The following is a 13,661-nucleotide window of genomic DNA, read 5'->3' on the forward strand; positions in this document are numbered from 1 at the left end:
GGTTTCGTGACCTACCAGCTCAACCCGATCGGACACGTGGAGTCTCCGCTCACCGACCGGGCCAGGGCGCCGAAGCAGGGGCGCGAAGGCGCGCCCGAGGCCTGGTTGGTGTTCCGCCCGGAGATGGCGACGGGCCTGGCCGACCTGCGGGTCGGCACCGACATCATCGTGCTGACCTGGCTCCACCAGGCGGACCGGGACGTACTGGCCGTCCACCCGCGGGACAGCAGGAAGAACCCGCTGACCGGCGTGTTCAGCACCCGCTCCGCCGACCGCCCCAACCCGGTCGGGCTGCACCGGGTCCGGATCATGGGCGTGCAGATCCCGTCCTCCACGATGACCGCGCACGCGGGGTTCCTGACCGGGCGGCCACGCCTGCGCGTCCGCGACCTCGAAGCGGTCGACGGCACACCGATCGTGGACGTCAAGCCCGCGCTCGGCGATCGCTAGGCCGTGTCAGGCCTGGTTGGTGGAGTTCTCGAACAGTTCCAGGTCGCCCAGCTCGTGACCCATGCGGTCGCGCTTGGTGCGTAGGTAGCGGAGGTTCTCGGCGTTCGGGCGGATCGGCAGCGCCACCCGGTCGACGATCGTCAGGCCGTAGCCGTCCAGGCCGACACGCTTGGCCGGGTTGTTCGTCAGCAGCCGCATCGACTTGATGCCCAGGTCGACGAGGATCTGGGCACCCTGCCCGTAGTCCCGCGCGTCCGCCGGCATGCCCTGCATGAGGTTCGCGTCCACCGTGTCGGCGCCGTCGTCCTGCAGCTGGTAGGCCTGCAGCTTGTGCATGAGACCGATCCCCCGGCCCTCGTGCCCACGCATGTACAGCACCACGCCGCGCCCCTCCGCGGCGACCGCGGCCAGCGCGGCCTCCAGCTGCGGGCCGCAGTCGCACCGCAGTGACCCGAACACGTCGCCGGTCAGGCACTCGGAGTGCACCCTGACCAGCACGTTCTCGCCGCCCTCGATGTCGCCGTAGACCAGGGCGATGTGCTCGATGCCGTCCAGCTTGGAGTCGTAGCCGACCGCGCGGAACGCGCCGTGCGCGGTCGGGATGCGGGCCTCCGCGACACGGACGACCTGCACCTCCTTGCGCCGCCGGTAGTCGATCAGGTCGGCGATCGAGATGATCGTCAGGTCGTGCTCGGCCGCGAAGATCTCCAGCTCCTCGCGGCGGGCCATGTCGCCCTCGTCCTTCTGCGACACGATCTCGCACAGCACCCCCGCGGGCCGCAGGCCGGCCAGCACGGCGAGGTCGATCGCCGCCTCGGTGTGGCCGGGGCGACGCAGGACGCCACCCTCCTTGGCACGCAACGGAACCACGTGTCCGGGACGGGTGAAGTCGCCCGCCACGGACTTGCTGTCGGCGAGCAGCCGGATGGTGCGGGCCCGGTCGGCGGCGGAGATGCCGGTGGACACGCCCTCACGCGCGTCGACCGTGACCGTGTACGCGGTGCCGCGCCGGTCCTGGTTGGTGTGGAACATGGGCGGCAGGTCGAGGCGGTCGCAGTCGGCCTCGGTCAGCGGCACGCAGATGTACCCGGAGGTGTAGCGCACCATGAACGCCAGCAGCTCGGGTGTGGCCTTCTCGGCCGCGAAGATCAGGTCGCCCTCGTTCTCGCGGTCCTCGTCGTCGACCACGATCACCGGTCGTCCCGCCGCGATGTCCGAGATCGCCTGTTCGACACCCTCGATGTCGGTCATTACGCCCCCTCGCCCGCTCCGCGGCGCCGGAACGCCTCGCAAGCTCCGCTCATGACCCCGCCTCCTCCGCCGTAACGCCATTCTCCTCCGCCGCGGGCCCGTTGCCCGCCAAGTGTGGCGCGGCCAACCTCTCCACGTACTTGGCGACCACGTCGACCTCCAGGTTGACCCGGTCACCGGGGGCCCGGACACCGAGCGTGGTGGCGCGGAGGGTCTCCGGGATGAGGCTCACGCTGAACTCGGCGCCGTTCTCGGTGTCCACCACGTCGACGACCGTGAGCGAGACCCCGTCGACCGTGATCGAGCCCTTCTCGACCAGGTAGCGGGCGAGCCGATGCGGGATGCCGACGCGCACGAGGTCCCAGTGCGGGGACGTCTCCCGCGACAGGATCACGCCGGTCCCGTCGACGTGGCCCTGGACGATGTGCCCGCCGAACCTCTTGCCGACCTCGGCCGCGCGCTCCAGGTTGACCGGCTCACCCGGCGTGATCTTGTCCAGGCTGCTGCGCACGAGCGTCTCCCGCATGACGTCCGCGGTGAACGCGCCGTCGGCCACCTCGACGACGGTCAGGCACACGCCGTTGACCGAGATGGAGTCGCCGAGCCGCGCGTCGCTGGTGACGAGCGGGCCGGCGATGGTGACGCGCGCGGCGTCCGGCAGGTCCTGGACGGCGACGACCTCGCCGCGTTCCTCGACGATCCCCGTGAACACCTGTCTACATCGCCCTTCTGGCTTGTTCCCGCAGTGCCTCGACCGCCTTGGCCGCGTCCTCCGCCCCGTAGACCGCGGAGCCCGCGACGAAGCAGTCGACGCCGGCCTCGGCGGCCTGCTCGATCGTGTCGGAGTTGATGCCCCCGTCGATCTCCACCAGCACCCGTAGTTCCCCGGCGTCCACCAGCTGCCGGGCCCTGCGCACCTTGTCGAGCACCGCGGGGGTGAACTCCTGCCCGCCGAACCCTGGCTCGACCGACATCACGAGCAACGTGTCGTAGTGCCGCAGCAATTCCACGTACGGCTCGAAAGGCGTCCTCGGCTTGACCGACAGGCCGGCCCTGGCCCCCGCGGCCCGCAGGTCGTGGGCGATCTTGACCGGGTCGGCGGCGGCCTCGACGTGGACCGTGACGTTGTGGGCGCCGGCCTCGGCGTAGCCGACCGCCCACCGGTCGGGGTCGTCGATCATGAGGTGGCAGTCGACGGGGATCTCGGTACTCCTGAGAATCGCCTCGACGACCGGGAGGCCGAGGGTCAGGTTGGGGACGAAGTGCCCGTCCATGACGTCGACGTGCAACCAGTCCGCGCCCTTGACGGCGTCGGCCGCTTCGGCGAGCCGGGCGAAGTCCGCGGCGAGGATGCTGGGCGCGATCATGGGTTCTCGTGGCACGGCACGAGCCTATTACCCCCCGGTAGGGCGCTGCTTGCCTCACCGGTAGAGGTCGAACGCCTCGGCGATCCGCTGTCTGTCGGCATGTGCGGCGAGCAGCAGCGTCAGCAGCACCCGTGACTTGGCGGGGTCGAGGAAGCCGGACTGGATGAGGCCGCGGTCGAGCAGGTCGCGTTCGGAGCCCGGGTAGCCGTAGGTGTGGCGCAGGACCGAGCCGGCGCCGGTCCGCGTGGAGAGGATGACCGGCACCCGCGCGGCCTGCTCGGCGACGACCGGCACCATCGCGGCGGGGACGTGTCCCGCACCGAGCCCGGCGATGACGAGGCCGTCGAAGAGGTCACCGGCGCGCCGGAGGAGCGCGCCGTCGTCCCCCATGGCGACGGTGATGAGCCCGACGCGGACGTCGCCCACCTCGGCGGGGAGCGTGAGGCCGATGCGTGCGGCGCCGCGGATGCGCGGGTCGCCCTCGACGAGCAGGCCGAGGGGCCCGAAGCCGGGCGAGACGAAGGCGCCGGTGCTGCTGGTGTGCGACTTGCGGACGAACCGGGCGCCGTGGATCTCGTCGGACATGACCACGAGGGCGCCGAGGCCGCGGGCGTTCGGCGAGAGCGCGACACGGATGGCTGCGTAGAGGTTGGCGGGACCGTCGGGTCCGGCGGAGTGCGGGTGCCGCATGGCCCCGGTGACGACGACGGGCGCGTCGGCCGGGACGGTGACGTCGAGGAAGAAGGCGGTCTCCTCGATGGTGTCGGTCCCGTGCGTGATCACGACACCGGTGGCACCCTTGGCGATCTCCTGCTGAACCCGCCTGGAGAGCGCGACGAGATCGGCGAACCCGAGTGAAGGACTGGGCAGGGACCGCAGGGACTCCGTGGTGATCTTCACGTCCAGCTCGGCAAGCCCGGGCACCGAGGCGACGAGGTCGTCAGCCCCGAGCGCCGGCACGATCCCCCCACTGGCACTGGGCGCCATGGCAATGGTCCCACCCATCGACACAACCGCGACATACCCCGAGATCGACACCCCCCGACGCTACGACCCCCCACCCAAACCCGCGAGTCCCGCGTTCAAACATAGCGAGTCCCGCGTTCAGACACATCGAGTTGCGGTTTCGTGCACACGGCCCGGGCCAAGATCAGCACGAAACCGCAACTCGGTATGCGCGAACGCGGGACTCGGTAGGGGTGAACGCGGGACTCGCGGGTGGGGGTCGTTGGTCACTTTTGGAGTAGGGCGCAGAACATCGCGTCGGTGCCGTGGCGGTGGGGCCACAGCTGGACGTATGGGCCGGCGCCCAGGTCGGGCATGTCCGGGAACGACTCGCGGGCGTCCAGTGCGGTCACGCCGGTCTTGCGGATCACGTCCGACACGATGCCGATCGTCTCCGACAGGTGCGGGGAGCACACGACGTAGCCGATCACGCCGCCGGGCCTCGTCAGCTCGACCGCCGTCAGCAGCAGCTCCCGCTGCAGCTTCGTCAGCTCACCCACGTCCGACGGCTGCCGGCGCCACCGGGCCTCCGGCCGCCGCCGCAGCGAGCCGAGGCCCGTGCACGGGGCGTCCACCAGCACCCGGTCGAACGTCTCCGCGCCCAGCCCCAACGCCGCCGGCGAACGACCGTCGCCGACATGCACCACGATCGGCAGGCCCTCGGTCGCCTGTTCCACGAGCCGTGCCCGGTGCGGGGCCTTCTCCACCGCGTCCAGCCGGCCGCCCTGGATGCCCAGCAGCGCACCCAGCAACGCCGACTTGCCGCCCGGGCCGGCGCACAGGTCCAGCCAGCGCTCGTCCGAGCCCTCGACGGGCGGCCTCGTCAGCGCCACCGCGCACAGCTGGCTGCCCTCGTCCTGCACCGACGCCAGCCGCTCACGCACGGGGTCCAGGCCCGCCGGGTCGCCCGCGCCGGCCGGCAGCCGTACCCCGTACGGCGAGTACGGCGCGACCTCGCCGCCGGTCATGGCCGCCAGCTCCTCCGCCGTGATCTCCCCCGGCCTGGCCACCAGGTGCACCGCGGGCCGCTCGTTGTCGGCGGCCAGGGCGGACCTCAGCTCGTCACCCATCGATCCCAGCGAGTCGGCGAACGCGCGCGCAACCCACCGCGGATGGGCCTCCCGCATGGCGAGGTTGCCGATGCGGTCCTCCTCGGGGTCCGGCGCCAGGTCGTCCATCCACTCCTCCTCGGAGCGTTCGGACACCTTGCGCAGCACCGCGTTCACGAAGCCGCTGCTGCGCGAGCCGTGCTCGGCCCGCACCAGGTCCACAGTGGACGCGACGGCCGCGTGCGACGGGATACGGGTCCTCAACAGCTGGTAGCAACCCAGCCGCAGCACGTCCAGCAGCGCCGGTTCCACCTTGGCCAACGGACGGTCCACACAGGCCGCCAGCACCTCGTCCAGCAGGCCGATGCACCGGCAGGCGCCGTACGCCAGCTCGGTCGCCAGCGCCGCGTCCCGGCCGGTGATCCGGCGCTCCCGCAGGATCTGCGGCAGCAGCAGGTTCGCGTACGCGTCCCGCGCGCGGACCTCGCGCAGCGTGTCCAGCGCGGCCTGGCGGGCCGGGTCGTCGACCGGCGGTCTCGCCGGGCCCGACCGCTGCTTGGGCGGATGTGGCGTCCGCGGCCGGGAGAACCTCGCCGGGCGCCGTCGTGGTTGGGTCACTTCAGCCGCTCTCCTGGTTCTACTCGCGCCCCTCGCGCCCAGTCGGTGGCCGCCATCCGCTTCTTGCCCGGTGCCTGGACCTCGCCGAGCGCGACCGGGTCGGTCGCCGTGCCGGCGAGTACTCGCTTGCGCTCCACCCGCAGCTCCCCGGGTGCGAGCCCGTCCGCCACGACCCGCTTCACCGGGCCGAGCTTGATCCGCTCGTCGCGGAACTCCGCCCACGCGCCGGGTTCGGGGGTGACCGCGCGGGCCAGCCGGTCCACCGCGATGGCAGGGGCGGTGAAGTCGAGCTTCGCGTCCTCGGTGGCGATCTTCGGGGCGTAGCTCTGGCCGTCGGCCGGCTGCTCGACGGCCAGCAGGGTGCCGTCCTCGATACCGTCCAATGTGGACAACAGGAGCCCGGCGCCCGCCTCGGCGAGACGGTCGAGCAGCACGCCCGCGGTGTCGTCGGAGCGGATGGCCTCGGTCAGCACGCCGAACACCGGCCCGGCGTCCAGCTCCTTGACGATCCGGAACGCGCTGGCGCCGGTGATCTCGTCGCCGTGCCGGATCGCGGCCTGCACCGGTGCGGCGCCGCGCCAGGCGGGGAGCAACGAGAAGTGCAGGTTGATCCAGCCGTGCGGCGGGATGTCCAGCGCCTTCTGCGGCAACAGGGCCCCGTAGGCGACGACCGGGCAGGCGTCGGGCTCGAGCTCGCGCAGCCGGTCCAGGAACGCCGGGTCGGACGCCTTGGGCGGGGTGAGTACCTCGATGCCGTGCTCGTCGGCCAGCGCGCCGACCGGCGACCGCACCAGGTGACGCCCGCGGCCCGCCGGCGCGTCGGGCCGGGTGACCACGGCGACGACCTCGTGCCGGTCGGAGTCCAGGAACGCCCGCAGCGAAGGCAGGGCGACCTCTGGCGTGCCAGCGAATACCAACCGCATCTACTCAGGCACCGCCGAACAGGGAGTGAGGGCTCTGCTTGATCGTGGGCACGCCGCCGTCGAACCAGTCGGACTCGCGGATGGCCTTCATCGCCGCCTTGCGCGTATCGGCGTCGAGCCGGTCGAGGAACAGGACGCCGTCGAGGTGGTCGGTCTCGTGCTGCAGGCAGCGGGCCAGCAGGTCGGTCCCCTCGATCTCGACCGGCTCACCGTGCATGTTCCAGCCCCTGGCCACGACGTTCTTCGCGCGGACGCAGTCCCAGTACTGGCCCGGGATGGACAGGCAGCCCTCCTCGCCGAGCTGGGTCTCGTCGCCGACGGAGGTCCAGGTCGGGTTGACGAGGTGGCCGGCGAACCCGTCGCAGTGGTAGGTGAAGACCCGCAGGCCGACACCGAGCTGCGGCGCGGCCAGCCCGGCGCCGTCCTGGTCCTCCATGGTGTCCCAGAGATCCTTGACGAGGGTGGCCAGCTCCTTGTCGAAGTCGACGACCGCGGCGGCGGGAGTGCGCAGCACGGGGTCGCCGAAGAGGCGGATGGGCTGGACGGTCACATTGCTCCGATCGGTTCTCGCGTGAGCGGCGGACGCCAGTCTATTCAGTCGTGTGAAGAGGCAACGGAGAGTGCCGGCCTGGCAACACGGTCGATCGGTCCACCGGGTCGTCGCCCGGCGTGCCGCAACGGTCAGCGCCGCAGCGGCCACTTCCCGATGTGACCATCGCCAACCCACCCCGGGGGCCCGCCATCGCTTCCGACCACGAGCTGTGGACCCGTGCCGCCGGGGGTGACCGGACGGCTTTCGGTGAGCTGTTCGAGCGGCACGTCGAGGCGGTGTGGAACCACGCGTACCGGCTGACGGCGTCGTGGAGCCTCGCCGAGGACCTCACGTCCAGCACGTTCCTGGTGGCCTGGCGCCGGTGCGCGGACATCCGCCTCGTCCGGGACTCGGCCCTGCCCTGGCTGTACACGGTCGCCGGCAACCTCGCCCGCGACGAGTGGCGCGGGGCGACCCGGTACCGACGGGCGGTGCGGCGCATGCCGGCGGCCACGGTCGTGGCCGACCACGCCGACGACGTCGTCCACCGCGTCGACGAGGACGCGCGGATGGTCGAGGTTCTCGCGGCCGTCCGGTCGCTGCCCCGGGCCGAGCGGCAGGCGGTCGAGCTGTGCCTGCTCGGCGAGCTGTCCACGGCCGACGCGGCGGAACTGCTCGGGGTCGCCGAGGTCAGTGTCCGCTCCCGACTCTCCCGGGCACGAGCCCGCCTGCGCACGAAGCTGAAGGAACCGTCATGAACGATCTCGACCTGCCACCGCGCAGGACGCTGCCCCCCGAAGTCCGTGAGCGCATCCGGACGAGGGTGAACGCGGGGAGGTCGCGTGCCCGGTACCGGGCACCGCAGGCCGTCGCGGCCTCCGTGGTCGCGATGGTCGCGGGCATCGGCGCCCTCCACCTGGCGGCAAGCCCCACCAACCGGCCCGGCTCGACCCCGGCCGCCGCGTCGCTCACCTTCACCGCGCCGGACCGGCAGACCGACCACGACCTCGGCGCCTGCGGCTACGTGGCGGCGACCAGCGTCCGCTACCGGGAGTTCCCGCACTGGCAGCCGGAGCCGGTGTTCACGGCGGCCCGAGGCGACGACCTCCGGATCGTCGCGTTCCGCGCGGAAGACGGCAGACCCGGGTTCTGCGAGGTCAGCGCGAACAAGGTCACCGTGTCGGACCCCACCGGCGCGTCGATGCCGATCGCCGGCACGCCCGACGGCCGCGTCCGGATCGAGGGGCTGTTACTGACGCAGGCGGGTGTCCTGGCCGGCGTGGCGACGGGCGCGGCCGCGCTGGAGTGCTGGGTGGTCACCCGGGACGCCAAGGTGCGCTCGAACCAGCCGCCGCTCCTGCGGGACGGGCTGTTCGTCATGGACGTCGGCGCGCTCGCGGTCGGCGACCAGGTCGAGGTCCAGGCACGCAACAGCGCCGGCGCCGCGCTCACGGACGGCTTCCTCACCTACGACCCGGCGACGATCCTGCCGGTCGGGGCGATGGGAAAGCCTCGTTAGCGTCCCGCGCTGGACGGACCGGCAACACGCCGGCGGGAAGCTCGGCCGCCGAACCAGCCGCCAGGTCTCCGGCGCTCACTGGTCTTCTGAGTCGGGAGTTGGTGTGCTTGTCGGCGGATCCAGGCCCGCTGGCAAGGCGCCAGAAGGCCCTCGTTGGATTCGGGCCTTCGGCAACGCCGCCGGTGGGAAGCTGGGCCGCCGAACCAGGGGGCAGGTCTCCGGCGGCTCACTGGTCTCCTGAGTTGGCGTGCTTGTCGGCGGATCCAGGTTTCCGCTGGCAAGGCGCCGGAACGCCCTCGTTGTGCTCGGGACTTCGGCAACGCCGCCAGCGGGAAGCTGGGCCGTCGAGAAAGTGCGCCGAACTTCCGACTCAGGGCACCAGCTAGATCAGTTCCAGTGGGTCGAGCCGGACCCGGATGGAGTCCGGCTCCTTCCGGGCCGTGCGGGCGTGCTGGGCCGTGGTGAGCGCGGCGGCCAGGGCGCGGCCGTCGGCGCGGGTGGTGCGGACCAGGGCGCGTTCCTTCTCCGTGTTGCCGTCGCGGTCGGGTTCGCCCAGGGGGACCGGGCCCAGGACCTCCCCCGACGCCGGGAGCTTCAGCTCGTCGAGGAACGCCGCGAGCGCCTTCCGGGGGCCGTCCACCGACGCCATGCGCACCGCGGGCGGGAAGCCCAGCTCCGTGCGTGCCGCCAGCTCCTGGCTCGCGTGCCACACGGGGTCCCACCGGACCAGGGCCTGCACCGCCGGCATTCCCGACTCGGCCAGCACGACCACCCGGCCGTCCGCGCGGACCAGTGCGGCGGCGGTCATCCAGCGCCGCAGTGTCTCCTCCGTCGCCCGCAGGTCGGCGCGGCCCAGCAGCGCCCAGCCGTCCAGCAGCAGCGCGGCGCCATAGTCGGCGACCGGTTCGGCGCCCGGTGTGGCGACGACCAGCGCGGGACGGTCGTCGACCGCCTTCAGTACCTCCGCGCCGCCCGAGGCCAGGACCGGCACGTCGGCGAACGCGCGTCCCAGCTCCTCCGCGGTCCGCTTCGCGCCGACGACGATCGCGCGCAGCCGGCGGGAGCCGCAGTCGCCACACCGGAACGCCGTGTCGGGCACGCCGCACCAGCGGCAGGTCGGCGGGCGCGCCTCGGCCCCGGTCGGCAGGCCCAGGGGTCCCGCGCAACGGCGGCAGCGGGCCGGGGCGCGGCACTGCTGGCACGCGAGCGCCGGCACGTACCCGCCACGCGGCACCTGCACCAGCACCGGCCGGCCCTGCCCGAGCGCGTCCCTGGCCGCCTCGAACGCCACGGACGGGATGCGGGCCGCGCGGGCGGCCGGGTCGCGGGCCAGCTGCTGGTCGGTCTCCCCCAGCGAGGTGATCCGCGGCGCCGCCTTCCGGAGCTCGTCACGGGCGGCGACGATCTCGGGCGCCCAGCCGGACTCGACGAGCAGTTGGGCCTCGGCCGTCCGTGCGAACCCGGCGACGAGCAGCGACGCGCCGCTGGTGTGGGCACGCTGGATCAGCACGTCACGGACGTGCGGGTACGGCGCGTGCGGGTCGGCGTGCAGGTCGTCGCCGTCGTCCCACACCACGAACAGGCCGGGGCGCCGGACGGGCGCGAACACGCTGGCGCGCGTCCCGACGACGATCCGGGCCGCGCCGCGCTTGACGGCCAGCCACGCCCGGTACCGCTTGGCGGGGCCGGCGTCGGCGGACAGTGCGACGACGTTGTCCTCGCCCGCTCTCTCGACGCACGCGGCATGCAGGCGGGCGGCGTCCCGGTAGTCGGGCACGACGAGGACCGCGCCGCGGTCGCCGGCCGCGGCGGTGGCGGCCAGCTCGGCCAGCCGGGCCGGCCAGTCCTCGCCGGGCAGGGCCTGCCAGACGGCGTGTGCCTGGCGCCCGTTGCGCAGTGCGTCGACGAACGCCGGTCCGCGGGGGTAGCGGGCCCACGCGGCGGTATCGGGCGCCACGGGCTTCTCGGGGGTCTCCCGCGGGGGCTCGGCCTCGACCTTGGCGTGCCGGGGCGGGATCGCGAGCCGGAGGACGTCGATCATCATGCCGGCGTAGCGGTCGGCGACCGCGCGGGCGAGGGCGGCGAGGTCCGGGGTGAGCACGGGCTCGGCGGAGACGACCTTGCCGAGGTACTCCATCCGGCCGTTGAACTCGGACTCGGCGACCCGTTCGAGGAGGAACCCGTCGACCTGCTTGCCGGCGAAGCGCAGCCGCAGGCGGCAGCCGGGCACGGCGGCCTCGTCGAGCGAGTCCGGCACGAGGTAGTCGAAGGGCCGGTCGAGATGGGCGAGCGGGACGTCGACGTACACACGGGCGACCGGGAGGGTGGCCGCCGGCCGCATCTCCCCCTTGCGCACGCCGGTCATGGCCGCTGGTCTACCAGAACACCTGATCGAGGCAGGTCATCGGGGGTGCTTCGCGCGGGACGGCACCCACAGGAGTCCCAGCGCGACGACGGCGAGGACGATGCCGACCGGGTTGAGCGACGTCGCGTCGGGAATGGTGAACAGGGTGGCGACGCCGGCGACGACGGTGATCGCGAGCAGGACGGTCGCGCGGATCCGGGTGCCGCGGCGGCCGGCGGGGATCCTGATCGCGAGCACGAGGTAGAGCACGGCGAGGACGACGTGGATGCCGAGCGACCCCAGTGCCGCGCCCTCGGCCGCGTCTCGGGTGGGTGCGAAGGCCCTGCCGGTGAAGGGCTCGACGGTGTCGTCCCAGTTGAGCAGGAGCAGGACGGCGATGAGGAGCTGGAAGGCGGAGAGAGCGGCCAGAACCCATTTGATCATGGTTGGTCCCCCTCCTTCGGGCGGTAGCGCCAGCGCGGAGCCTTGCCCGGGCGGGCCGGGCGGCGGGCGGCGGTGCCGCGCTCGGCCCAGTCCTCGGTGAGGCGGCCAAGGAGGCGGGTGAGCGCGGCGAGGTCGTCGACGTCCCAGTCGGCGACGACCTGCTCGAACGCGGCGAGACCGAGCTGTTCGAGCCGGTGGAGCTCCTCCCTGCCGTCGGGGGTCGCGTCGACGAGGCAGGTGCGCGCGTCGAAGGGATCGGCCTCGACGGTCACATGACCGGCGTCCTCGAGTGCCTGCACGTGGCGGGTGACCGAGGAGGGCGCCATGTCGAGCCGCTCGCCGATCTCGCTGGGGCGCTGCGGCCCGTCCGCCACGACCCGCAGCACACCGACCCGGGGCGCGTCGAACGCCCTGGCCATGCCCCGCTGAGCCTCGGACACGAGCACGAACGTGGCCCGACTCAACTCCCGTACCACATTCGTTCTTTCCATGAAGGAAAGACTATCGCGCAATGGCAACCCTTGTCATCTGGTTCGGAGTTCAGGGCTGGCGCGGCGGGTAGTACGACGCGTACAGCGCGGCGGTGGCGGCGCGGTCGGCGATCGGCGTCTCCTCGCGGATGCGCCGGTTCAGGCCGGCGGGGTAACCGGCCTTCAGCAGGCGCCGTTCACACGCGTCCTCCATGAAGGAGATCGAGAAGTACAGGCTGAGCAGGAACCCGAGCGCCACCATCGAGAACCGCAGGGACCACGGCCCCGGCACCAGCAGGGCCAGCCACCAGAACGAGAACTGCAGGACCGCACGACCGAGGTGCCGGACCATCCATGTCCCGCACGTCAGGTCGTACAACACCCACTCGTGGTACGCGGTAGGCAGCGAACCGGCTACCGCGTACCACAGCCAGTGGAGTGGATCAGGCGCCCGCGAGCGACCTGAGCGCGTCCGCACGGTCCGTGCGCTCCCAGGGCAGGTCCAGCTCCGGACGGCCGAAGTGGCCGTACGCCGCCGTCTGCTTGTAGATCGGACGCAGCAGGTCCAGGTCGCGGATGATCGCGGCCGGGCGCAGGTCGAAGACCTCGCCGATCGACTGCTGGATCTTCGTCGGGTCGACGGTCTCGGTGCCGAAGGTCTCGACGAACAGGCCGACGGGCGCCGCCTTGCCGATCGCGTAGGCCACCTGGACCTCGATGCGCGTCGCCAGGCCGGCGGCCACCGCGTTCTTGGCGACCCAGCGCATGGCGTACGCCGCCGACCGGTCCACCTTCGACGGGTCCTTGCCGGAGAACGCGCCGCCACCGTGGCGGGCCATGCCGCCGTAGGTGTCGACGATGATCTTGCGGCCGGTCAGGCCGGCGTCACCCATCGGGCCGCCGATGACGAAGCGGCCGGTCGGGTTGACCAGCAGCCGCACCTGGTCGGTGTCCAGGTCCAGCTCGGCCAACTCGGGCAGCACGACCTGCTCACGCACGTCCACCCCCAGCAGGCGCTCCAGGTCCACGCCGTCGGCGTGCTGGGAGGAGACGACCACCGTGTCGAGACGGACCGGCTGGTCACCCGCGTACTCGATGGTGACCTGGGTCTTGCCGTCCGGGCGCAGGTACGGCAGCGTCCCGTTCTTCCGCACACCGGTCAGGCGGCGGGACAGGCGGTGCGCCAGCGCGATCGGCAGCGGCATCAGCTCCGGCGTGTCGGTGCACGCGTAGCCGAACATCAGGCCCTGGTCGCCGGCACCCTGCTTGGCGATCTCGTCCTCGTCGCTCTCCACGCGCTTCTCGTACGCGGTGTCGACACCCTGTGCGATGTCGGGCGACTGCGCGCCCAGCGCCACGTTCACGCCGCAGGAGTTGCCGTCGAAACCCTTGGCCGACGAGTCGTAGCCGATCTCCAGGATCGTCTCGCGCACCAGGGACGGGATGTCCGCGTACGCCTCGGTCGTGACCTCGCCCGCGACATGCACCTGGCCGGTGGTCACGAGGGTCTCGACGGCCACCCGCGACTTCGGGTCCTTGGACAGCAGCGCGTCCAGTACCGCGTCGCTGATGGCGTCACAGATCTTGTCGGGATGCCCCTCGGTCACCGATTCGCTGGTGAACAGCCGGCTTGCGGACTCACTCACGACGTACTCCACCACTCTTTCTAGAATTTGTTGCCTGAAGAGT

The 13,661-nt window shown here is 72.3% G+C and carries 15 protein-coding genes; 3 read left to right on the plus strand and 12 right to left on the minus strand.

What is annotated here, in order from left to right:
• Positions 1-6 precede the first annotated feature (6 nt).
• Positions 7-450 (plus strand): tRNA (N6-threonylcarbamoyladenosine(37)-N6)-methyltransferase TrmO, encoded by a 444-nt coding sequence (tsaA, locus tag VET29_RS43085; RefSeq protein ID WP_324933065.1) that lies wholly within the window; start codon positions 7-9, stop codon positions 448-450.
• A gap of 6 nt (positions 451-456) precedes the next feature.
• Here the strand turns inward: tsaA and VET29_RS43090 are convergent, their stop codons facing one another.
• From VET29_RS43090 to def, 7 genes are all read right to left on the minus strand, one after another.
• Positions 457-1,701 (minus strand): bifunctional 3,4-dihydroxy-2-butanone-4-phosphate synthase/GTP cyclohydrolase II, encoded by a 1,245-nt coding sequence (locus tag VET29_RS43090; protein WP_324933068.1) that lies wholly within the window; start codon positions 1,699-1,701, stop codon positions 457-459.
• Positions 1,702-1,750: 49 nt separating this feature from the next.
• A complete protein-coding gene (locus VET29_RS43095) occupies positions 1,751-2,413 on the minus strand; it encodes a riboflavin synthase (RefSeq protein WP_324933071.1) in 663 nt (220 codons plus the stop codon).
• Positions 2,414-2,417: 4 nt separating this feature from the next.
• The gene (gene rpe, locus VET29_RS43100) at positions 2,418-3,068 is read right to left on the minus strand and encodes a ribulose-phosphate 3-epimerase (protein WP_414636763.1); all 651 of its coding nucleotides are present in this window, start codon (positions 3,066-3,068) and stop codon (positions 2,418-2,420) included.
• A gap of 54 nt (positions 3,069-3,122) precedes the next feature.
• On the minus strand, positions 3,123-4,106 hold the full coding sequence (locus VET29_RS43105) for an asparaginase (protein ID WP_324933075.1): 984 nt from the start codon (positions 4,104-4,106) through the stop codon (positions 3,123-3,125).
• 194 nt (positions 4,107-4,300) lie between these two features.
• Positions 4,301-5,740: an RsmB/NOP family class I SAM-dependent RNA methyltransferase gene (locus VET29_RS43110; RefSeq protein ID WP_324933078.1), complete on the minus strand. Its 1,440-nt coding sequence runs from the start codon at positions 5,738-5,740 to the stop codon at positions 4,301-4,303.
• Positions 5,737-6,663 carry a methionyl-tRNA formyltransferase gene (gene fmt, locus VET29_RS43115; RefSeq protein ID WP_324933081.1) on the minus strand — a complete coding sequence of 309 codons (927 nt, stop codon included), beginning with the start codon at positions 6,661-6,663 and terminating at the stop codon, positions 5,737-5,739. Before fmt ends, VET29_RS43110 begins: the two co-directional genes overlap by 4 nt.
• A gap of 4 nt (positions 6,664-6,667) precedes the next feature.
• Positions 6,668-7,213: a peptide deformylase gene (gene def / locus VET29_RS43120; RefSeq protein WP_324933084.1), complete on the minus strand. Its 546-nt coding sequence runs from the start codon at positions 7,211-7,213 to the stop codon at positions 6,668-6,670.
• 164 nt (positions 7,214-7,377) lie between these two features.
• Between def and VET29_RS43125 the strand changes: the two genes are divergently transcribed.
• Together VET29_RS43125 and VET29_RS43130 are read left to right on the plus strand one after the other, a co-directional pair.
• Positions 7,378-7,953: an RNA polymerase sigma factor gene (locus VET29_RS43125; RefSeq protein ID WP_414636764.1), complete on the plus strand. Its 576-nt coding sequence runs from the start codon at positions 7,378-7,380 to the stop codon at positions 7,951-7,953.
• Entirely contained in the window at positions 7,950-8,714 is a 765-nt protein-coding gene (locus VET29_RS43130; protein WP_324933090.1) for a hypothetical protein, read from the plus strand. Before VET29_RS43125 ends, VET29_RS43130 begins: the two co-directional genes overlap by 4 nt.
• A 382-nt stretch (positions 8,715-9,096) precedes the next feature.
• Here the strand turns inward: VET29_RS43130 and VET29_RS43135 are convergent, their stop codons facing one another.
• The 5 genes from VET29_RS43135 to metK are packed head-to-tail and all read right to left on the minus strand — an operon-like array spanning position 9,097 to position 13,618.
• The gene (locus VET29_RS43135) at positions 9,097-11,079 is read right to left on the minus strand and encodes a primosomal protein N' (RefSeq protein WP_324933093.1); all 1,983 of its coding nucleotides are present in this window, start codon (positions 11,077-11,079) and stop codon (positions 9,097-9,099) included.
• A gap of 36 nt (positions 11,080-11,115) precedes the next feature.
• The gene (locus tag VET29_RS43140) at positions 11,116-11,502 is read right to left on the minus strand and encodes a hypothetical protein (protein WP_324933096.1); all 387 of its coding nucleotides are present in this window, start codon (positions 11,500-11,502) and stop codon (positions 11,116-11,118) included.
• On the minus strand, positions 11,499-11,993 hold the full coding sequence (locus VET29_RS43145) for a MarR family winged helix-turn-helix transcriptional regulator (protein WP_324933099.1): 495 nt from the start codon (positions 11,991-11,993) through the stop codon (positions 11,499-11,501). The genes VET29_RS43140 and VET29_RS43145 overlap by 4 nt, the downstream gene beginning before the upstream one ends.
• Before the next feature lie 49 nt (positions 11,994-12,042).
• Positions 12,043-12,450, minus strand: a complete 408-nt coding sequence (locus tag VET29_RS43150) for a DUF5313 family protein (protein WP_324933102.1) — start codon at positions 12,448-12,450, stop codon at positions 12,043-12,045.
• The gene (metK, locus tag VET29_RS43155) at positions 12,416-13,618 is read right to left on the minus strand and encodes a methionine adenosyltransferase (RefSeq protein ID WP_324933105.1); all 1,203 of its coding nucleotides are present in this window, start codon (positions 13,616-13,618) and stop codon (positions 12,416-12,418) included. The genes VET29_RS43150 and metK overlap by 35 nt, the downstream gene beginning before the upstream one ends.
• Positions 13,619-13,661: the final 43 nt, after the last annotated feature.

Origin of the sequence: Actinophytocola sp. (genome assembly GCF_035634895.1) — a bacterium.
GTDB lineage: Bacteria > Actinomycetota > Actinomycetes > Mycobacteriales > Pseudonocardiaceae > Actinophytocola.